General features: G+C 46.8%; 15 protein-coding genes. 1 reads left to right on the top strand and 14 read right to left on the bottom strand.

Features of this window, described 5'->3' with window-relative positions; translation table 11 throughout:
- Positions 1–10 precede the first annotated feature (10 nt).
- Together BC351_RS12245 and BC351_RS12240 are read right to left on the bottom strand one after the other, a co-directional pair.
- Positions 11–1,138, bottom strand: coding sequence for an MGDG synthase family glycosyltransferase (locus BC351_RS12245; protein ID WP_079412305.1), 1,128 nt, complete (start codon positions 1,136–1,138; stop codon positions 11–13).
- Positions 1,139–1,427: 289 nt separating this feature from the next.
- Positions 1,428–2,408: an aldo/keto reductase gene (locus BC351_RS12240; protein ID WP_079412303.1), complete on the bottom strand. Its 981-nt coding sequence runs from the start codon at positions 2,406–2,408 to the stop codon at positions 1,428–1,430.
- A gap of 163 nt (positions 2,409–2,571) precedes the next feature.
- Here BC351_RS12240 and BC351_RS12235 point away from each other — a divergent pair, with 163 nt between their 5' ends.
- Complete coding sequence (locus tag BC351_RS12235; RefSeq protein WP_079412301.1) at positions 2,572–2,913, top strand: ribosomal protein L7/L12; 342 nt, start codon at positions 2,572–2,574, stop codon at positions 2,911–2,913.
- Between the two features lie 64 nt (positions 2,914–2,977).
- Here BC351_RS12235 and BC351_RS12230 read toward each other — a convergent pair whose 3' ends face one another.
- From BC351_RS12230 to BC351_RS12175, 12 genes are all read right to left on the bottom strand, one after another.
- The gene (locus tag BC351_RS12230) at positions 2,978–6,064 is read right to left on the bottom strand and encodes an efflux RND transporter permease subunit (protein ID WP_079412297.1); all 3,087 of its coding nucleotides are present in this window, start codon (positions 6,062–6,064) and stop codon (positions 2,978–2,980) included.
- A 250-nt stretch (positions 6,065–6,314) separates the two neighbouring features.
- On the bottom strand, positions 6,315–8,297 hold the full coding sequence (locus BC351_RS12225; RefSeq protein WP_158082064.1) for an IucA/IucC family protein: 1,983 nt from the start codon (positions 8,295–8,297) through the stop codon (positions 6,315–6,317).
- A gap of 16 nt (positions 8,298–8,313) precedes the next feature.
- A complete protein-coding gene (locus tag BC351_RS12220; protein WP_079412289.1) occupies positions 8,314–9,516 on the bottom strand; it encodes a type III PLP-dependent enzyme in 1,203 nt (400 codons plus the stop codon).
- Between the two features lie 36 nt (positions 9,517–9,552).
- A complete protein-coding gene (locus BC351_RS12215) occupies positions 9,553–10,320 on the bottom strand; it encodes an HpcH/HpaI aldolase family protein (protein WP_079412284.1) in 768 nt (255 codons plus the stop codon).
- 5 nt (positions 10,321–10,325) lie between these two features.
- Entirely contained in the window at positions 10,326–12,176 is a 1,851-nt protein-coding gene (locus BC351_RS12210; protein ID WP_079412279.1) for an IucA/IucC family protein, read from the bottom strand.
- On the bottom strand, positions 12,173–14,041 hold the full coding sequence (locus BC351_RS12205) for an IucA/IucC family protein (RefSeq protein ID WP_079412275.1): 1,869 nt from the start codon (positions 14,039–14,041) through the stop codon (positions 12,173–12,175). Before BC351_RS12205 ends, BC351_RS12210 begins: the two co-directional genes overlap by 4 nt.
- 52 nt (positions 14,042–14,093) lie before the next feature.
- Positions 14,094–15,164: a 2,3-diaminopropionate biosynthesis protein SbnB gene (gene sbnB, locus BC351_RS12200; protein WP_079412270.1), complete on the bottom strand. Its 1,071-nt coding sequence runs from the start codon at positions 15,162–15,164 to the stop codon at positions 14,094–14,096.
- A gap of 41 nt (positions 15,165–15,205) precedes the next feature.
- Positions 15,206–16,195 (bottom strand): 2,3-diaminopropionate biosynthesis protein SbnA, encoded by a 990-nt coding sequence (gene sbnA / locus BC351_RS12195; protein WP_079412264.1) that lies wholly within the window; start codon positions 16,193–16,195, stop codon positions 15,206–15,208.
- 52 nt (positions 16,196–16,247) lie between these two features.
- Complete coding sequence (locus tag BC351_RS12190; RefSeq protein ID WP_079412259.1) at positions 16,248–17,588, bottom strand: LLM class flavin-dependent oxidoreductase; 1,341 nt, start codon at positions 17,586–17,588, stop codon at positions 16,248–16,250.
- Positions 17,589–17,605: 17 nt separating this feature from the next.
- Complete coding sequence (locus BC351_RS12185; RefSeq protein WP_079412254.1) at positions 17,606–18,841, bottom strand: MFS transporter; 1,236 nt, start codon at positions 18,839–18,841, stop codon at positions 17,606–17,608.
- An 872-nt stretch (positions 18,842–19,713) separates the two neighbouring features.
- Complete coding sequence (locus BC351_RS12180; RefSeq protein WP_079412249.1) at positions 19,714–20,148, bottom strand: helix-turn-helix transcriptional regulator; 435 nt, start codon at positions 20,146–20,148, stop codon at positions 19,714–19,716.
- Positions 20,149–20,282: 134 nt separating this feature from the next.
- Positions 20,283–21,119: an ABC transporter ATP-binding protein gene (locus tag BC351_RS12175; RefSeq protein ID WP_079412246.1), complete on the bottom strand. Its 837-nt coding sequence runs from the start codon at positions 21,117–21,119 to the stop codon at positions 20,283–20,285.
- Positions 21,120–21,133: the final 14 nt, after the last annotated feature.

Below are 21,133 nucleotides of genomic sequence, written 5' to 3'. Positions count from 1 at the left end.
TCCAGATTCATTATGAAGATGGGGCTGAAATTCTTTTATTGTATCCAAGAATATGTTTTATAACGTCTTTGACAATACGTTCAGCAGCTCTTTCTCGATGAAAGATTTCCATTCTGGACTTTATTTGAGAGGCGTAGACATCATTAGATAAATAATCTTGAATCTGGTTAACTAATTCATATATATGATAAGAAATGAATGCAACGCCTTTTTTTGAAAAATAAGTCGCGTTGTCCATTTCTTGTCCAGCGAACGGCCGAAATATGAAAACTGGAATCTTTAGCGCGAGGGATTCTGCTAATGTTATTCCCCCTGCTTTACTTATAATACATGCGGCTGACGCCATTAATTCATTCATTTGATCGATGAATCCTAAAATTGTAATTTCTGAAACACCGCCAAATTGATGATGCAGAAATTGTTCCAGCTTTGTATTCCGTCCGCATACAATTGTAATATGATTTCCCTTTAAAGCTAAAAGCTTACGTATCATTTCTGATATTAGATGATGCTCACTGTGTGAACCTGCTAATAAAAGGATCATTTTTTTTCGCTTGTTTTCGTTTGGATAGGAATGCCTTTCGAAAGCTTCGCGGATCGGTATACCTGTCACTTCAATTAGCTCTTTATGGACCCCTCTATTCATCATATCCTGCTTTAAATCATCTGTTGCTACATAGAATTTGTTAATATCTGGATGAAGCCATCTTGCGTGCATCAAGAAATCGGTGATGATCGTGAACGTAGGAATTCCTAGCGAATGTCCGACGACAGGTGCCGAACCATAAGGAAATGTATTGATAATCGCGTCAGGTTGTTCCTTTCTGATAATATTTACAAGCTGCCTGTTTCCTAAGCGATTTAATCCCGCGAGAACAGGACTGCTGGGATTTGTTTTTTGTGTTAAGTAATAGCTCCAACCATAGTAGTTGATCCCGAATCTTGCAGCATGGAAACTTCCCATATACACGGCTGTTGATATTTTATTTAAGAGTGGGTGCGCCTCTTTCATTAAGTCAATGATTTGCACGTGTGCAAGTCCATAATGAAGACAATATTCTTTGATTGCGTAGGATGCTAGTAAGTGGCCTGCACCATAACTCGCTGTAAGCAATAATATTCGAGGTAATTGATTCACCTTATCAGCGCCCCCAATCTGTAACTCTCAATTCAATCATTATACGTTTCCAGAATCCGTAAAGTTTCTTGCTCCTTCGTTATAATTGCCGCACAATGCTGTCCGTTGCGTGAAATAAGCAAAACCGTCAGGGCAAACTTCCTGACGGTCCTTAAGGGGGAAGCTTCGCTGCCCCAAACCCAAAAACATATAAATTTTATGTAAAAAAAGAGAAGCCGCCGCGAAGCACGTTCCACTATTATTAATTGCGTAACTCGGCTTCACAAAACTTCTCTTACGACCTGACAAATCAAACTGCACCTATGACGCGATGAGGAACATACGGCTCTTCCAGCGAGGCAATTTCTTCAGATGTTAACGTAATTGAAAGAGCGGCGGCTGCATCTTCGAGATTAGATATTTTCGTAGCCCCTATAATCGGAGCTGTTACTGGTTCTTTCTGCAACAACCAGGCCAGAGCGATTTGTGCGCGGGGAACGCCATGCTTTTCTGCAATAGCTGCAACCCGCTCTACGATCAATTGGTCTGTGTTTGCAGTTGCCTCATATTTAGATTTCTGCACTTGGTCGGTTTCAGAGCGGTGCGTTGTTTCCGACCAATCACGCGTCAATCTTCCTGATGCGAGTGGACTGTATGGAATCACACCGATTTTTTCTTCCTTGCAAAGCGGCAGCATCTCCCTCTCTTCTTCACGGTAGATGAGGTTCAAATGATTTTGCATCGATACAAACTTGGTCCACCCATTTTTTTCGGCTACATGCAAGGCCTTTAGGAACTGCCAAGCATACATCGCAGAAGCACCTATGTATCTTGCCTTCCCAGCCTTCACAACATCATGCAACGCTTCCAGCGTTTCTTCAATAGGCGTACTGTAATCCCAGCGATGGATTTGATAAAGGTCAACATAATCAGTTCCCAATCTCTTAAGGCTCTTATCTACTTCACTCATTATTGCTTTCCGGGAAAGTCCTGCTCCGTTTGGACCTTGATGCATGCGGAAATGAACCTTCGTTGCAAGGACAATTTCATCTCGATTGGCATAGTCCTTTAAAGCTCGCCCAACAATCTCCTCGCTTGTTCCATCTGAATATACATTCGCCGTATCAAAAAAATTGACACCAAGCTCCAGCGCTTTTTTAATAATAGGACGACTATGTTCCTCATCGAGCACCCACGGATGAACCCACCGCTCTGCTACGCCAAAGCTCATACATCCAAGACAAAGCCGAGAAACATCCAAGCCCGTATTTCCAAGTTTCACATATTCCATTTAGTAGTTCCCCACTTTCTAATAGGTGTTGTTTCTTCATATATATAGCTTACTCCTTGGAGTTAACTCCAAGTCAAGTGATTTTACTATGCAAGGCAAGTTCTAAATTTCCCAACTTGGTAAATATAGGTTAATATATAAAATAAAAAGAGGAGGTTCCTGTATGGAAAGAGCAGAAATCTTGGCAATTATTTCATTACTGATATCCGTCTTTCTTATTCTTCGGCTAATCAGCCTGCAAGCTCGAGTGAATGAACTGAAATACGCTATTGCACGTCTGGAGGGCCGGCCGGAAGCTTATCCTTTATCCAAACAAGCAACGGCTGCCCCCGTTTCCTACGTGAAGCCCCAATTTGCTTTGGAACTTGCCCCGGAGCTGGAGCAGCGGCTGCATCATCTGCTGATAAGCGGTAAGAAAATAGAGGCCATCAAAGAATTAAGGGATGTCACTGGCCTCTCATTAAAAGCTGCCAAAGATTACGTGGATGCTATGAGAACCCGCTAGGAGTACTCAAGCTTGCGAATGAACCAACCTACGAAATATGATTTCTTTATCTATCTCATGTAAACTACTGACTTAAACTTGACTGCTTTTTCATCTTGGATCCGGAAGCTCTAACTTTGAAAGAGTAGATAAGCTGATAGATAATTGGCACGATGACCAGTGTAAGAAGCGTTGAAGTCGTAAGACCGCCAATAACCACTACAGCCAAGCCTTTTGAAATAATAGTCCCTTTGGATAATCCAAGTGCCAGCGGCATTAGGGCTATTATGGTTGCTCCTGCAGTCATAATAATGGGTCTTAGTCTCGTTAAGCCTGCTTCAACAAGTGAATCGTGAACGGAGTGTCCCTGCTCTATAAGCTGTTGAACACGGTCAATCAATACTATTGCGTTAGTAACGACAATGCCAATCAGCATCAAGAACCCGATGAGAGATGTTACATTAACCGATTCTCCGGTCACTATTAGCCCTAGTAACCCACCGATAACAGCGAGTGGCAGTGAGAATAAAATAGCGAAAGGAGCCCTGCCATTGCCAAAAGCAAGCACCATGACAAGATAAACAATAAAAATCGATGCAGCCATGGCGGCGTACATTTGCATGAAACTGTTATCAATATTTTTGGATACACCCTTCAACTCATGGCTAACACCGGACGGCAGTTCCAATTTGGCAAGTTCCTCTGATACTTTTTTACTGACACCTCCTTTATCCTTACTGTCAATTACCGCCGTAACAAACACTACCTGCTTCTGAGACTCACGACGTATGGAAACCGCTGCATCGATTTGTTTAACTTTCGCAATGTCTTTCAATTGAACGGTTTGCCCGGTATGTGTACTCATAAATAGATTACCTAATTGATTGGCTGAATCTTTAAACTTGGAATCCAACATGACTTTGGTCGTATAGGTGATATTATCTAATTTCAAATCACCAAGATTCTCTACCTTAATCCAGTTATGCACATTTTCCAGCACTTCTGTGGTTGTAAATCCATACAATTGGGCTTTATTCTCATCAACCGTGATTTCAATCTCGCTCTTCGACTCGCTCAAACTGTCTTTCTTATCCGTTAGTTCAGGAAACTCCTTCATTTTCTCTTTGACCATACTTGCTGCTTGCTCTAGATATAACTGATCGTCACCTATCAGGAAGTAATAGAAGTCTGGGCCGCTCCCACCACCATCCCCAAAACTAATGAGTTGACTGTTCACAGTTGAGCCTTTGGGAAGCAGATTAAGGATTTCGCCTTCGTACTGTTTCATTGCTGTCTTAGCATCTTGCTTTTGGCTAACCTCTGTAAACATCGTAGTCTTATACGCGGCGCGATCCATGCTAAAATCATACCCAACAAGCGCTTCATTATAGTTGAAAATAGCGTTGCCTTCCACATCTTTGGCATCCCGAAGCATCACTTCAATTTCCTTTGACTTGGCATTCATCATCTCGAACGAGGTTTCTCTTGGCATTTGAATTAGATAAACCACTTGTTTATCCGACTCGCTTGATGGCATAAAAGCTATACTGAGATGCGGTGCGATCAGCACGATTGATAGAACGAATACAAGCGCAGCAATGGCTAGAGTCTTAATCCTATTTTGCAGCGACCATACCAATGCCTTCTTATATCTGTTCAACATCCAGCCTTTTTGTATTTCATTATGATGCTGGATTTTGCTGCTTTTCATGACTAAGAGCTTTGCCAGCATAGGAATCACTGTCAATGCCACTAAAAGTGAAGATAACAGTGCACAAGCCAGCGTTAGAGCAAAAGGGCGAAATACTTCCCCAATCTCCCCACTGACGAAAGCGATTGGCGCGAAAACTCCGACTGTAGTAATTGTGGACGAAGTGATGGCTGAAGAAACCTGCTTAGTCGCCAATTTGATGACGGATTCATTGCGATCATGTGCTTTTTGCAATTGGCTGTATATATTCTCAATCACAACAATACTATCATCAACAACACGTCCGATCGCAATAGCTAAGCCCCCTAATGTCATAATGTTAAGCGATATGCCTAGGGGATTCATGAACAATAAAGTTATAAGTATAGAAAGCGGAATCGAGACGAGTACGATTAAAGTCATTCGTACATTTCGCAAAAAGAGCAATATCATAAGTGATGCTAATATCGCACCTAAACTGCCTTCTTGAACCATGCCATGAATAGATTCTTTGATGGAAGTAGCTTCATTAAGCACAATATGGAACTTTACACCGGGCAGTGTCTGTTCCCACTCCGTCATCATCCTATCTGCTGTATTGGCAAATTCAACGGCATTTGCCGCTTTTGTTTTGTACAAAAGTACTCCTATCGCTGGCTGACCATCCACTCTGGCGATGAAGGAAGACTCACTGATTGCTTCTATTTTAGCGATTTGTTTCAGTACCAGAGTATCCCCTTTCGGTGTCGATATTGGGAGATTATCCAACTTATAAATGGAGTTGAGTTGACCTTTAACACGTACCATCTGCGAATTCCCACTAACTTCCACGGAGCCCGCAGGGCTGGATACAAGTGATGCTTGAATTAAGTTTGAGACCTGGATCGGGCTAATCCCATAGTTATTGATCGCTCTTGCATCCAATTTTATCGTCAACATGGCGTCTTGATTACCAACCGAATCAACGTGATCAATACCTTTGATCGATTCAAAACCAGGCAGGATAGTATCTTTATATACCTTATCCAGCTCATTTTGATTCATCCCATTCCCTCCATATACCGCCATATAATAGACGGGACTAGAGGCGAAACCAGCAGTAAGTACCTTTGGCCTCTCAACACCTTGCGGTAGTCGAACATTGGCAACTAGGCTCTCAATATCTTTCTTGGCGTCATCTAATTTCTTGCCTTGCTCGAGATCCACAACAATTTGCGCGTAATTGTCCTGCGAGCTGGATGTAAGATTCTTTAATCCATCTAAACCAGACACGGCTTTCTCAAGTGGCTTGGTGATTTGTTCCAAAATATCCTTTGGCGAAGCTGTATACTGAGCAGTGATATAAATTCTAGAAGATGAAGTATCGGGCATCATTTCCACCTTTAATGTCGTGGAAAAATAACTGCCTCCCGCAATTAAGAGCAGCATCATAATGAAGATTGCCGTTATATTTTTCATTGAGAAATCGGTTAACTTATTCATTAATTCCCCTCTCTGCCAATCATTATGATTTGACAAATGTTTCCTTTCCTGCATTCTAACTAAAAAATCTGCAGAAAAAGCAAGGGTAATTATGAATTTATTCTTAAGAATGAAGAACACTATTCGTAAATTCGGCTAAACATGGACATACTTGGTCTCAAGGATTTTATTTTTCAAAAAAAATGACCAGAATAGCTTTTTGCTATATCCGGTCTCCCTTCCTGAAATTCTAGTATTATAATTCAATAAGTTATATGCCTCTACAACGATGGAATGGATTCACAGTTTCTCCCATACTAGCTGGCATGCTGCCTGAAACCGGCCCTTCCTGTTCAAGCAATGGTCGGACCAGGTTCTTCCACGGCCAGTTCGGCTGATCAAGCATTGAGGCTATGACTACAGCCTTCGCGTCTTCCGGCAGCTCAGCAAGAGCAATAGCCTGCTGCAAACTTTCCAACATAATTAACCAGAGCTGCTTCTCATCCATTTTAAATTGCTCAGCTATGGCTTCAAGTATGGCGTAGAGGTTCACTTGAATGCCTAATGTCTGCAAATAAACCAGCAGCTTCTGCGGCGTTTCGTTATACAGCGAATTCGGATAACCTGGCTTCATCTTATATTGCGGATCTTCCAGTCCATTTTTTATCATCCAAGGCACGTGCAAACGAACGGAATCATGATCGCGTAAAAGCAAGCCGCTAATCACCTGATCTTTTAGGATCAGGAGTACGTTTTGACCGTGGATTTCCGGCATCACGCCGCATTGGAACAGACGCAGACAAATCGTGAGGAATGTGAGGCATACCTCGCCAAATAGGGTGGCCGCAGATGCTGCCGAATGAGGCAAGTTCCGCTCCCTTATCCAGATATCAAGTATCGTATTTTGGTCCTCTCGTGGGTATGCTGCCAATGCCGACATCGGCAATAAGCGAATATTCTCCGTCTCCGTAAGTGAAGCAGGATATTGCCTTATCAAAGCAGAAAGATGCCGGGGAGGATCAGCAAAAAAGTCGCCACTTGCAGGCAAATAAGCCCACCATGTTCTTTCATCGCATAGGAATAGCTGATCTTTCAGCACTGAATCGTGCATTTGCGCCTGCTCCAGCAATCGCTGGCCTCGCTCACCGTTCATCATGTGCACAGCAGGCAAGTAGCGAACAGCACCGAGTGAAACGATGCCAAGCGGCAGCTTCAGATGGCGGTTGCTCCCGTTCCGAGGAGCCAACGATCGCGCAGATGAAGTCGCATAGTAAACGCCTGTTTGCACATCAAGGGGAATACAGATGCCCGATGCCAACTCTTCTTGCAGCATTTGCGGCAGCATGGCCGTTCGCTGCCATGGATGCACAGGCAGCGCAATATACAGCTCTTGCGACAGACCTTTCAGCTCCATCGCTTTATGCACAGCCTTGCGTTCCTCAGGTGCAAGCAGCAAATCGGCAGGTGTGAGCGCAGCTAAGGCACCCTCCTCACTTGCTTTGCCGCTGTATATAAACGCCTTGCTTACGGCCAACCACTCCAGTGTAATGGGTTGCCCAGATTCTGCGCTGAAGGCCTCATAATCGGCTTGTGTCCAGCCCCCCTTTGCCTTGGCTACAGGATGAAAAGGACGATCCCGCCATGCAGCTTGGCGCTCTAAAGCAATGAGACGCCAAGCCGCGTCATTTGCGTGAGCAGCATACGAAGTATCGCACATAGGCGCAGCGTAAGCGTCTGACCAACTTGTCTGCTCAAGCGACAGGCGAAGCAGCTCTTTTAATCGCGCTACCCCGTTGTTATCTCCGTCCCTCTCATGAGGAGCGCAGCGCTGCTCTGCAACCAGTTCCAACAGCTTCATGGCATCAATCCGGGTAGGCCCGATTTCCCTGCTGTACGGTTTCCCATCGCTCGCGGATCTTTGGCTCATTTCATTCACTTCATATATGCCACCGCCAAAGCAGTAACAGAATGCCTGAACCACAGCTGGACGCACAGGGAAAATCAGAAATCGGCCTGACTCGCGATTCAACCACCAACGGAAATAGAAGCCGGGATGTTTCTGAGCCTCAAAGAATGAATGCAAGCCGGCGGAGAACCTTGTCATCTCTGACAGTTCCAACAGTTCGCCTCTGCCATCCTCTTCTAATACGCCTTCCGCCAGCAGCGCATTAACTAAATCCATGCATATACGCTCCTGAGATTTGCTTGCAATAGCTCCATGAGCTGAAGCTTCTTGGACCGTTTGTCGTCCCATTTTGAAGTCCCCCCCTTTATAGAAAAATATGCTCAGGATGCTCATGGCTCAGGAAATCATGGGCTGAAATCGTCCAGCCATAAGCTCCTGCAAGACGAAAAAGCACAATATCCCCGACGCGAAGACGAGCAACATGAATGTCTCTTGCCAGCACGTCTTTTGGCGTACACAACTCACCCGCTACAGTTATTTCCTTATCCTGAATTTCTGGCCTTGCGAACGGATAATCCCATCGCTCCACAGGCACAACCTCGAAAGGATGGCTGTGCTGCCAAGCGCCTGGCAATCTAAAATGATGTGAGCCCCCGCGTAAAATCGCATAATGCTTATCATGGTTGCATTTCAGATCTACAACCTCTGTGGCATAGAAGCCGCAGGCCGCCGCCAAATAGCGGCCTGGCTCAAACAACAGCTCAACGCCAGCTATACCCTGCTCCTGCACAACTGTACGAAGCCCGGACGTAAAGGTATCCCACTCAAATTTGCGTTCCATATCTGTATAGGAAATCCCAAAGCCGCCTCCAGCGTTTAAATAAGACAATTGAAGTCCGAAGCGCTCCTTCCAGCCCCTAACACGTTCAAGGTAGACGGAAATTAATCTGACGTGCAAGCTGGCATCCAGATTATTGGAAATGGAATGCAGGTGGAATCCTTCCAACTGCACATGCGGCAGCGACAGGGCTAATTCAATGGCTTCAGCAACCTGCTCCTCGTCAATTCCAAACTGTGTCGGCCGTCCCGCCATAACAAGCGTTGCTTCAGGAAACGATGCTCTGAGATTTACTCGAATCAAGACGGAGGCTTGGACGCCAAGGCGAGCGGCAATAAGCGAAATACGTCTCAATTCAAGTGTACTTTCAGCATGAATCAGCTTAACGCCAAGCTCCAAAGCTTCTTCAATCTCAGCATCCTTCTTGCCGGGTCCGCCGAAGATAACAGGCTTATCTGCCGACACCTCGCGTATCTTCCTAATTTCCCCAATGGAAGCCGCTTCGAAGCCGTACACGATTGGCTCCAAACATTCCAAAATTTCTTTGGCTGGATTAGCTTTCATTGCGTAAAACAGGCTGCATCCTTGTGGCAGTCCGCTAACGGTTCGCCTCGCATGTTCTTGCAAGCCTTGCAAATCATAGATAAAGGCAGAGATCGGCTGGGCATGCGTTTCTTTCCACTGCTGAATCGTTGTTAATACCTTATTATCCAACACACTTTGTATCATGAACGCTTATTCACACCTTTCATGGGAATTGACCACCTAGCTTTGAACGAAACCTTGAAGATGTGCTTTCAGAGCCCGGAAAGCAACGCCTCGTTCATCCCCAAGCACAAATGCTTGAATACCTAACTCCGACCATTCTGCAAAATCTTCCGGCGCTCGCGGGATTGCACAGTAAGGAACATGACATTGCTTCGCAGTTGCAGCTACTTGCCGCAGCGCTTCTTTGACAACCGGATGGCGGGTTTGCCAAGGGATGCCATAGGACTGCGATAAATCAGCCGCCCCTTCCAATACCATATCAACCCCTGGCACGGACAAAATGTCATGGGCCATCTCCACGCCCGCTCTCGTTTCGATCATGGGGACGATCATGATTTCCTCATTGGCTCTTTGGACATAGGCCGCTAGATCATGCTTCCCGAATATGCCGGCCCGCCCGCTGTTGAGACTGCGGTTTCCAAGCGGAGCATACTTGCAGGAACGTACGATCAACTCCATTTGCTCTCTGCTTTCCACTTGCGGGACAACGATGCCTAACGCCCCCGCATCAAGCGCTCGCAATATTTCCTTCGCATTAGGCTCGGACACGCGTACAAGAGCAATCAAGTCAACGGCTTCAGCCGCCCGTATCATATGCTCAAGTGTTTCCGGATTCACTTGCACATGCTCATCGTCGATGATAATGAAGTCATAATCGGCACAGCCGATCATTTCAACGACGAGCGCTGAGGGAATAGAGACCAGCAAACCGAATACGGGGATGCCATTTTTTAGTTTTTGCTTAAGTTTATTCTCTTTGAGCATCTGATTCACCTAAACCTATGCAGTGGATTGGGTACTTCCTGGAGCCGAACTTCGGAATCGCCGAATAGTCGTCGTGCGGTCAACTGCTCAACTTGGATCGTTTCTGCAAATAAATCAAACGCTTGATAACGCATTTCATGCTGAGGGTGCGCCTGCCTGTAACGATGTATAATTTGAGCGGCTGCTTCCCAGAAATAGGCTTCGGACAGCTCATAATGCTCTTCAAGAAATAAACAAAGTTCCGTTAAATTGATAAAAAAGAAGGCATCATGCACGAAATCACGCACAATCGAGGCGTCCTTTGTTTCAATGAAGGAATTCGGATTGATTCTTGCATGATGGGCAGGCAGCGTATGCAGCCTTGGACAGCCTGCCGGATTAGCCAAATGTTCACGTGAGAAGCGGATACCATCATGAAAATCCTTAAAAGCAACGCGAACCGGTACCCCTTCACAATGAATTAAAATAATATTCTGGGCATGTGTCTCCAGCGCCACGCCGTGAGCAAATAATAAATGAAGCAAAGGCTCTATGGTTACTTGCAGCAATTGGTTAGTCCATGCTTCAACGCCCATATCCTGCACCCATGGAGCAATGAGCAGACGGCTCAAGCGGTCCACAGAGGTTAGCGCATTATAAGGGACCGCCTGCTCGTTGCCACGCAAATACGGATGCAAACTTTCCCGCCAAATGGCGCCAAGCGCGCCATACGCCCGTGATCGCAGCGTTTCCGGCCATGTTTCATGATCGTATGCGACGCCTGCAACTTCACGCAGAAGCACAAAATCAAGCCGCTTGGCATCAGGATCATCCTGAACAAGAGAATACAGCCAATCCGAAATTAGCGGGGCATTCAGCACCGTATGCTTGGCAAGCATTCGACTTGTTGACGTATTCGTCAAGCTCATCGGAAGCTTGAGATAGGGCTTCTCCTTAGAATGAACATTAGCAAGTGTACGAATCGATTGCTGTGGAGCATACGGATCCGCCCCCTCGCCGATCAGGATGATCCGTCCATCTGCCAGCTGGCGATGAAAGACGCGAATAATCGTTTCCCTCCATTGCCAAGGGTGAACCGGAATCAGCCGATAGTGTGAGAGATCTTTGCCAAAGGCTGCAAGCTTGGATCTAAAGCCGGCTACCACTTCCTCACCCAGCTCGGATGAGATCCATGTCTCGTCATGCAATGCTGAGGAATAAGCAGCCGAACTTTCATCCCTCGCAACTGCAAGCCATACGGGTTTAATCATTGGTTTAAACTCAGGCCCATACATCCAATTATCATCCAAATTGAAGCCAATTCTGGACTTGTAGCAGGGATGGTACGGATGGCCATCCATCACATTCGCTTCCAGCGCATCGTACTCGCGTTCAAGACCAGACAGTTCACGATTCGGATTGACATACTGGGCCTGGGTGTCTTTGATAAGCGTCTGTTCCAATTCTTCTATAAACGCAGGCAATTGGTTGGCAGGGATAACGGGCGCAAGCACCTCTACTATGAAATGTTCCAATCGCGCCTCCGAGGTGGCGCCATCTGGTCCAACGCGTTCAATCCCCTTCTGGCGACTCAAGCGAATACGGCCGAAACTTATCTTGAGGCTGCCCCAGCATTGGTAGATAAGCGGCAATCCCTCCGTAGAGACCCCCTTCATAACGAAACGCGATTCACTCGAAACCGCTGAAATAGGCTCATTCGCGGTAGAACATTCGATAATTCGTTCAAACAGCAGCGACTCCACCAATTGCCGTAATATTCGTTTCTCCACTCTGGCATATTCAGGCGATTGCAGCGCAGCAAGCCATCTGTTACCTGATAGGACTGCTGGTTTTTCTTGGATTTGCTGACCGATCATACGTCCCTCCCGCTGTGATAAATTGGATTTGGTATTTGCACATAATCAGGTGCTTCACTTCGCTGCTCAAATCGGCTGATAAAGTTGGCTTTTGCCGGAAAAAGTGGATTTTCCACTAAATCATGCAGATATCCACTGGACGGATGGTTAGCCTCTATAAGAGTCAACTCGTGCATGAGAACACGGCGAACAATTTGCCAATAAGAAGCTTCATCTACTTCATTGCAGCGGGCAATCGTATGAATGAGCGCGCCCAAATGGTTAACGAAAAAGTAGTATTTCAGCCTCTTCCACGCCTCTACCTCCGTGTACAGTACTGGACTGTCCGCCGGAATCAAATGCGGTGTCCATCCCTGCTTCTCTGCTAGGTTGCGGTTCACACTGATTCCTTCCAAATCACGTACGTAATAACGAACGGGGGCACCTTGATCAAGCACAATCAAGGAGTTTTGCACATGCGCCTCCAAACTTATGCCCTGTTCAGCAAACAAATGAAGAAGGGGAAGCATGGACAATTTCAAATAAGCAGCAAGCCAACCTTCCCAATTCGGCAGAAGTCCCTGATTGGATTGGCGAACCGCCTTAAACAGCAACGGCTCTTGGCCGTCTGGCGGCTGCTCCAGCAAAGCGGCTGCGACGAAACAGGCTGCCTGCTCCTCCATCGTCAACTGCTCGGCTTGACGGTACACGACGGCAAAGGAGGCAAATAACTCCTCCTGTTCATGCACAGGGATATCAGGAACATGAACGGTTTGAAAGCCAGTCTCAGCTAAAATGTCCATGCCTGGATACATGCCTGCTTTACGTCCTGACTGGAAGGCATGCAAAATGATCGAAGCATCCATCGTGCGGCGCACCTGATCCACGGAATTTTCACGGATGAAGTTCGTTATCCGCACATGCAAGGGCAGCTTGTAAAACAAACGCTCCTTTGGATCCCATACTGTACGCACTGAGGAAGTAGGGTAGACCTGCTGCCCATCTTCCAAACCAAGCGGCCCCAAATCAATCAGCTTGCTCTGACTCATTAACGCTTGAACATGCGGCTGCTGGCTAACATATTTCATCTGCCAAGGGTGAATCGGCAGCAGGCTGTATGCCTCAAAGCGCTCTCCAAGCTTGATCTGCGCAGCCCCAACAATCGTTGAAGGTGGAATGGGACGCTTGCCAATCCACTCCTCACATAGGAGTTCATTGGACACAGCCATGTAATGCAAAGCAAAGACAGCGCCCATTTCTGGTGCATATTGACTTAAATCAATATCCGTGAACCCTTCGGAGCTTTTGGGCGTAGGATGGAAAGGATGTCCATACACCATCGATTGCTCGGAACGAGTATAGCTCAGTGGACTTCCTTCGGCCCCCGCAACGTTTAATTGCGCATGTCTCACATAAATCGCTGTTCTCCTGATGCTGTTGGCAATCTGCTCCCGCATGTCCAGCAGAAGACTTTCTTTAATGGCATCATTCACGTTATAACTGACTTCGAGCAGTAAAAGTTCAACAATCTGCTGGGGGCTGACGGCGACAAATGCCTTCTGTGTTGCTGACATTGCCGACCCCTTGGTTGAAACATACAAATTGTAACCATACTGATGTTGACCTGTTATTGAATAATAGCTGAGAAGTCCAACAATCGTAATTTGGGTCAAAGGCAGCACAATTTTAAACCATTGTGTGTTATGCTTTTTTATAAGATCTATCGTCTCTTGATTAACAAAATCCACTTCTTCCAGAGTGCTTAATTGGCATCTGGGATCGTTGATTTCCTTTTCCCGTAAATAGCTATTCAGAAGTCCGCGCAATGCCGCTTGTTCTGCCAGTATCACATCTTGAAAGGAACGCGTTCCATATTTGTAGAGCATGCCTGCATGTCCTCCTCTTCGTGTTCCGCGACCAAGTCGCTGGATAACTCATTTAATAGAGTGGAAGTTTGAGTCCTACCTCCTCTTTGCAGGCAAGCAAATAGATCAAGCGGGCGCAAGCAATATCTTCAATAGCCATGCCCATTGGATTCAGAATAATAATCTCTTCCTCATTCTGGCGGCCTGGTTTGGCACCAATCACAATCTCGCCTAACTCCGCATAAAGCTGCTCTCTGGAGAATTTCCCTTCCAACACCAGTTGATTCAGCACTTTCTTCTCGCGATTCGATTGATCCCAATCATCAACAATGACTTTATCCGCTTGCAAGTAAACTTCTTTATGAACGTCCATGATCGAAATATTGCTGATAAAGGCCCCCTTGCGAATCCACTCAAACGGAATGTAAGGGGTATCCGTTACGGTGCATGTGACTACGAGTTCACCTTCGCGAACCGCTTGTTCGGCACTTCGCGCCGTCGTGCATGTCACATGGGGAAACTTGGCCTGCAATTGTCCCGCCAATCGCTCAGCAGCAGGGAGCGATTGGTCAAACAAATAAACTTCCTGCACGTGGTCAAACTGCTCCAACAAGGAATTCAGCTGGGCATGAGCAATTAATCCACAACCGACACAGGCAATCGTTCTGAAGCCTGCGCGCGCCAGATGCTTCGCAGCAACAACGGTGACGGCAGCCGTACGCATGCTGCTGATCAACCCGGCTTCGAGCACAGCGATCGGGAAGTGACTTGCTGCATCGTTCAATATGATGACACCGCTTGCTCGCTCTTTGCTTCTTTCCTGCGGATTATCATGCTTGCTTCCGATCCATTTCAGACCGGATAAAGGAAAATCTCCTCCAATAGAGGCTGGCATTGCAATAATTCGGTCAGCAATATGCCCCTTTTCGCCCGCTGATCGCAAATACGGCTTCAACGGCTGAACGTAGTCGCCTCTGGCATGCAGGGAAAGCGCCTCTTCCAATGCCTCTGTATACAGCCAAGAAGAGTCCCCGCCAAGCCAGGCAATGGTTTCTCGATTCAAGTACAGCAATTCAGGCACTGGTTTCTCTGTTCTATCTGCTTTTTTCAAACCTTGCAGTTGTAATTGAGATTGATCGATCATTGTATCTCACCTTTCACAGTTCATGTATTGGATTTTCATTCCTAAGGCAGCTGGGCTACCCACTTATCGTCATAAATTAGATCCAGATAGCGGTCACCGCGATCCGGCAGCAGGGTAACGATTCGCAAAGGCTTATTCGGTGCAGCATCGAGTGTCGGCAGCAGCTTGCGTATAGCTGCAACAATCGAACCTGACGATCCACCGGCAAAGATTCCTTCCTTTTTGAGCAAATCCCGGCAGCCTTGGGCAGACTCCCTGTCTGTAATATGGAAAGCAGTGTCGACCTCACCAGCATTCAATATTTCTGGAACGCGACTAGCGCCAATGCCAGGTAATTCGCGTTTGCCTGGAGTCCCGCCAAATAGGATCGATCCAACGGCATCGACAGCGATTACACGCAGGTTTGGGTACTTCTCACGCATTTTACGGCTCGTCCCCATAATGCTGCCTGAAGTGCTGACACCAGCGATAAAGATATCAACATGGTCCAGTGCATCTGTGATTTCAGTCCCGGTTCCTGCATAATGAGCTTTCCAATTATTATCATTTGCGTATTGATTCACCCAGAATCCATAAGGCGTCGTCTGGAGCAGTTCATTCACTTTGCGAATTCTCGTTTTGAGAAAGCCTCCTTGATCGTCTCGCTCTTCGACCATCACGATATTCGCTCCCATTTGCTGCATAATCGTTAAGTTAGAGAGCGCTATCTTAGGGTCCACCACACAGGTTACGTCCAGTCCATATACCCTACCCATCATGGCCAGAGCTACCCCCAGATTGCCAGAGGTGCTCTCAATCAAGTGCGTGTTGCTATTGATAGAGCCATCTCTCAGTCCTTGCTCGATAATGTAGCGTGCTGGCCGATCCTTCATACTCCCGCCAGGATTCATATATTCCAGCTTCGCGATAACTTGTACATGTGGTTGCGGAAACAGGTTGCTTAAATGGACGAGTGGCGTGTGACCCACACAGTCCGCAATTGAGTTTTTCACAGTGCTTAAGGGCAGGTTCGCTTGCAATAAAGACATCATCGTTCCTCCTTTAATTTTAAAAATCAGCAAAATGATTTATCAGCCTGCATCCTTACACAGGCAGGACAAGCTTGCCCGCAGGACGTTTCAGCCCCAAGTGATCTCTGAGCGTTCTTCCTGTATACTCCGTTCGGAATAAACCTCTTCTCTGCAGCTCCGGCACAACCAGGTTGACGAAATCTTCAAAACCGTCAGGGAAATACGGCGGCATCACATTAAAGCCATCAGCTGCCTCTTTGGTCATCCATTCCTCCATGACGTCGGCAATATGCTCCGGTGTCCCAGCCACCGTGTAGTGACCGCGAGCGCTGGCTGTTCGCAGAATGAGCTGACGAAGAGTCAAATTATGCTGCTGCACCATTTCACAAAACATCTGAAAACGAGCTTTCTGCCCTTTAACTTGATCGATCGGAGGCAGAGCTTCCAGATCCAGAGGGACATCCAGCGGAAATCTGCGCAGATCAGTTTCAAACAGATTGGACAGCCGAACGAGTCCGAGTTCAATCGAGGCCAATTGGGTCAGTTGTTCCTCTTTTTCGCGTGCTTCCGCTTGGGTGACGCCCACGATTGGACTGAAACCTGGCAGTATTTTCAACTCATCTCGGGAGCGGCCATACTTTTGCATTCTTTGTTTGACGTTCGCATAAAAGGCTATGCCATGCTCCAACGTATCCTGAGCTGTAAAAATAACTTCCGCTGTCTCCGCAGCCAAATTCATACCGGCTTCAGATGAACCTGCCTGAACAAGCACCGGGTACCCTTGGGGTGAACGGCAAATATTTAGCGGGCCACGCACTTTAAAATGCTTGCCTTCGTGGTGAATTGGGTGGATTTTATGATCATAATCGCAATAAATGCCGCTCTCTTTATCCGCGATAATCGCATCATCATCCCAGCTGTCCCACAACTGCTTTAATACATCAAGAAACTCCTTAGCCCGCTCATATCGCTCCTCGTGCTTGGGATGCTGCTCCATGCCAAAATTAACAGCAGTTACATCACCAACTGAAGTCACGCTGTTCCAGCCTGCCCGTCCACCACTGATATGATCGAGTGAGGCGAACATTCTTGCTACGTTGTAAGGTTCGTTATAAGTTGTTGATACGGTGCCGATCAAGCCGATTCGTTCCGTCCCCATCGCAAGGGCTGACAGCAGAGTGAATGGTTCAAGCCCCGCACTCACTTTGTACTTGATGGCCGGTGTCAGCACCAGCGCGTCTGCCAGAAACAGCGAATCCAGCTTCGCTTTCTCTGCCATTTGTGCCAACTTCGTATAGTACTGTATATCTGTAATCGACTCCGGCGTTGTAGCGGGGTGCCGCCATGATGTTTCATGATGGCCCGTGCTTAACAGAAATAAATTCAAATGCATTTGGCGTTTTGGCGAAATCATTACTATAGCTCCTTTACCTAATTAGATGATTGCAGCCTGATCTCTTTGCGTGTAGTCAATCTCAGAACCAGAAAGCCTCCTGCCAGCATCAGGCAGCCATGCAGCGTAAAAATGAAAGACGTACCGATGAATCCCCCGAAAAAGCCGCTTGCCAACGGACCAGCAATTTGACCAATAAACAGCGTGCTTCTTGTAAATCCATGCCTGGTTCCCAACTGTTCGCTCTGAGAGCTTCGCGTAACGATAAGAAAAACGGACTGAACTAATGCGCTTGAAGCAAAGCCTTGCAGGATTCTTAATGGAATGAACCAAGCAATACTTGGGGCAAACGCTTGTATGATAATGGCTGTACAGCATAGCATGGAAGCTAGGAAATACGTCCGATGAACCGGACTCCGGTCATTTCTCCTTCCCCACCAAGAGGAGGCTATCCAAGCAGACGCCCAATTAATCGCTTGTAAAATGCCGATCCAAACCGCGGTTTGGGAAGGATTGGCAAGATGCTGCTTCACGTGCACGGGCAGCACAGGGAGCAGTCCATGCAAGCAGAAATTGGCGCATATCCCTGCAAGCAAGAATCTAACGACCATCTTTTCTCGCACCAGTTGACCAAACTGTCCCATGAGGCCTGTTGACTTTGCAGTCGTTACTCGATTAGTTCGCGTCTCCTTCAAACCTATCAGGCAGAGGATTGTCCATAGGGCAACTAATCCGCCCAACAGCAGCAATAAACGATGGAAACCAAACCATTTGAACATCGTCCCTCCGAGCAGAGGGCCAAGCATCGAACCAGCAGCCAGCGCTCCTTCCAGCTTGCCGCGCACAAGCCCTTGTTCCTCAGGCTTTACCTGGGAAGCTGCCAATGTGCCGACGGCATCAACGACACCTCCCAAAGCCCCTTGCAGCAACCGCAGGATAAACAGTTGAAGTGGACTTGTGACGAGCCCTGTTGCCGTAAGTACGAGAGCCGTGCCAAAGAGGGCTCGCACGACCATCCACTTGCGGCTGGTTTTGTCTCCCAACAGCCCCCATAACGGTGCTGTCAGCGCAGCCGATACGGCAGGAGCCGCCAAGCTTAGACCGCTCCACATTAATATGGATGCTTGATCATCTGCACCTAACTGCTCTATATAGAAGGGAAGCAGTGGAGCAATAACCATTGAACTTAATACGGACAAGAAATGGCTGCCCCAGAGTAGCCGAAAACTTGCATTCCAATCTCCGGTCATACTAATCGACATCCTGTCATTCATTTTTTCAAGAGGCTCCCTCCCGTTCTCCTTGTTTTTTCAAATGAAAATCGGTTACCCATTGACTCTTTCATTGATAATGATTATCACTTAGACAAATGATATCATGTTTAATTCGCCTTATATATGGTCTGATTGGATGATTTTGGTTATCCGAATAGATTACGGCAGTGACGAAAAACCTGGCCTGCGACTTCCTGCGACTAGGTCACCAAGTCAATGTACTTTGAGGCAAATTTTAATCTTCCTTACGAACTCAATAACCTTTATTCGGCCAATAAAGGGTTCAATAGCGCACCCTAGTTCCCTTTGGGCGAATACAATATCACAGAACGCAGCTTGAAAAGGAACTACGTTCCGCTAATTGGCGGAAACCGAGGTAGAAGCAGCATGAAAGGGAACTGAGATACGCTATTTTAGCATAAGATGCCGGTTTCGGCGGGGAAACGGGGAGATAGCGGATCGTAGTTCCTTTTGGAGTGGAATATGGCGGTTTTCTAGCAATATAGCGCACCCTAGTTCCCTTTGGGCGAATACAATATCACAGAACGCAGCTTGAAAAGGAACTNACCGAGGTAGAAGCAGCATGAAAGGGAACTGAGATACGCTATTTTAGCGGAAGATGCCGGTTTCGGCGGGGAAACGGGGAGATAGCGGATCGTGGTTCCTTTTGGAGTGGAATATGGCGGTTTTCAGCAAGATAGTGGATCGTAGTTCCCTTCGGAGTGGAATATGGCGGTTTTCGGCAATATAGCGCACCCTAGTTCCCTCCCACCGAACGAAGCAGCCACTCTCAAACACAAAAAAGCCTCCGCGCGTTTCTAATGTTGCTTAGAAACGCGTGGAGGCTTCGAGTTATAACGGTTATGACATCGCTAATCCTGGTCAATCATCTGTTTAAGTGTGTAAATAAAATCAGTGCGGGATTGATCAATTTCCAATACTTTTTTTATATTTTGGGCATGCTTTTTGACCGTATTTTCGGACACGTACAGGATGTTGGCAATCTTTTTCACCGAGTAATGATTGCATAGCAGCTCAGCAACCTGTGTTTGTCGCTCACTTAGCTTATGGCGCGGATGATCGCTGGGGCGGTCGGCTATTCCCACCCCTGCTGTCCTCGCATTTCGTTGCTCCGGTCTATCTACATGAGCGCTTACCGTACTCTCCCAAGTAATAACGACCTTTTCAGATAAATCCAAGGCTGAGACCTCTTTTAGTATCATAATGTGCAGGGAATCCAGTTTCTCATTGACAGTGGAGTTATGGACATGAGAATCAATAGTAAGTTTTAATTTCTTGATAATCATAGCACTTATACCCCCTAATAGTAGGTCATACTTTTATTTCAAATCCCCGCTGTTCATAAGCAAAGAACAAGTATCTATGCTATTCAACTAGCGTCAGCTACCATTGATAATGATAATTATTATCAAATTTATTGTCAAATAATATTAAGTTCCTGCCTCTTCCCTCTAGGCGAAATCTTGCGCCCCTTCCCATGCGGAATACAAATCGGCGTACCAAATAATAGATCTGCGCCGATTTCGCACTCCATCCCATAAACCTCGCGAATCATCTCTTTGGTTACGATATCTTCCGGCATTCCCTGGGAATGAACCCCTTTATTGTGAACAGCGATCATATGATGCGCATACCGGCAGGCCAAATTCAAATCATGCAGCACCATGACAATGGTACGCTGTTCCTGTTGATTCAGTTCAAATAACAAATCCATGATTTCAACTTGGTGGGCCACATCCAAGTAGGTTGTTGGTTCATCCAACAGCAGAATCTCCGTATCCTGCGCTAATGTCATGGCAATCCAAGCTCGCTGCCGCTGCCCCCCGGAAAGCGAATTCACATCGCGATCCATCAGATGGCTCATGTGAGTCAGCAAAAGCGCTTTCTGCACCTGAAGCTCATCCTCCTCAGACCATTGATGAAACAAGCTCTGATACGGATACCGCCCCAGCCGTACTAGCTGCAGGACCGTTAGCCCCTCTGGCAGAACAGGTCCTTGTGGCAGCACGGCCATCTGTCTGGCTACTTCCTTGGTCGAGAGCCGGGCAATTTCGCGGCCATTCAAAAGAATCGAGCCTTGTGCAGGCTGCAGCAATCTAGCGAACGAACGCAATAAAGTAGACTTGCCGCAGCCGTTGCTCCCAATCAGAATAGTAATCTGCCCATGCGGAATATGTAAGTTTAGCGTATCCATAATGATCTGTTCTCCGTACCGGAGCGTTAACTGCTGCGCGGTTAGTGCAGATTTAGTCATCATTAATCCTCCTTCTG

Source organism: Paenibacillus ferrarius (genome assembly GCF_002027705.1).
GTDB classification, from domain to species: Bacteria; Bacillota; Bacilli; order Paenibacillales; family NBRC-103111; genus Paenibacillus_E; species Paenibacillus_E ferrarius.
This window is presented reverse-complemented; position numbering and strand designations above follow the sequence as displayed.

Coding starts and splice junctions, on each gene's coding strand:
- BC351_RS12180 (WP_079412249.1), bottom strand. CDS start 20,148: ATGATTATCAAGAAATTAAAACTTACTATTGATTCTCATGTCCATAAC.
- BC351_RS12225 (WP_158082064.1), bottom strand. CDS start 8,297: ATGGGACGACAAACGGTCCAAGAAGCTTCAGCTCATGGAGCTATTGCA.
- BC351_RS12190 (WP_079412259.1), bottom strand. CDS start 17,588: ATGATTTCGCCAAAACGCCAAATGCATTTGAATTTATTTCTGTTAAGC.
- BC351_RS12220 (WP_079412289.1), bottom strand. CDS start 9,516: ATGATACAAAGTGTGTTGGATAATAAGGTATTAACAACGATTCAGCAG.
- sbnB (WP_079412270.1), bottom strand. CDS start 15,164: ATGATCGATCAATCTCAATTACAACTGCAAGGTTTGAAAAAAGCAGAT.
- sbnA (WP_079412264.1), bottom strand. CDS start 16,195: ATGATGTCTTTATTGCAAGCGAACCTGCCCTTAAGCACTGTGAAAAAC.
- BC351_RS12205 (WP_079412275.1), bottom strand. CDS start 14,041: ATGCTCTACAAATATGGAACGCGTTCCTTTCAAGATGTGATACTGGCA.
- BC351_RS12235 (WP_079412301.1), top strand. CDS start 2,572: ATGGAAAGAGCAGAAATCTTGGCAATTATTTCATTACTGATATCCGTC.
- BC351_RS12215 (WP_079412284.1), bottom strand. CDS start 10,320: ATGCTCAAAGAGAATAAACTTAAGCAAAAACTAAAAAATGGCATCCCC.
- BC351_RS12185 (WP_079412254.1), bottom strand. CDS start 18,841: ATGAATGACAGGATGTCGATTAGTATGACCGGAGATTGGAATGCAAGT.
- BC351_RS12175 (WP_079412246.1), bottom strand. CDS start 21,119: ATGATGACTAAATCTGCACTAACCGCGCAGCAGTTAACGCTCCGGTAC.
- BC351_RS12210 (WP_079412279.1), bottom strand. CDS start 12,176: ATGATCGGTCAGCAAATCCAAGAAAAACCAGCAGTCCTATCAGGTAAC.
- BC351_RS12230 (WP_079412297.1), bottom strand. CDS start 6,064: ATGAATAAGTTAACCGATTTCTCAATGAAAAATATAACGGCAATCTTC.
- BC351_RS12240 (WP_079412303.1), bottom strand. CDS start 2,408: ATGGAATATGTGAAACTTGGAAATACGGGCTTGGATGTTTCTCGGCTT.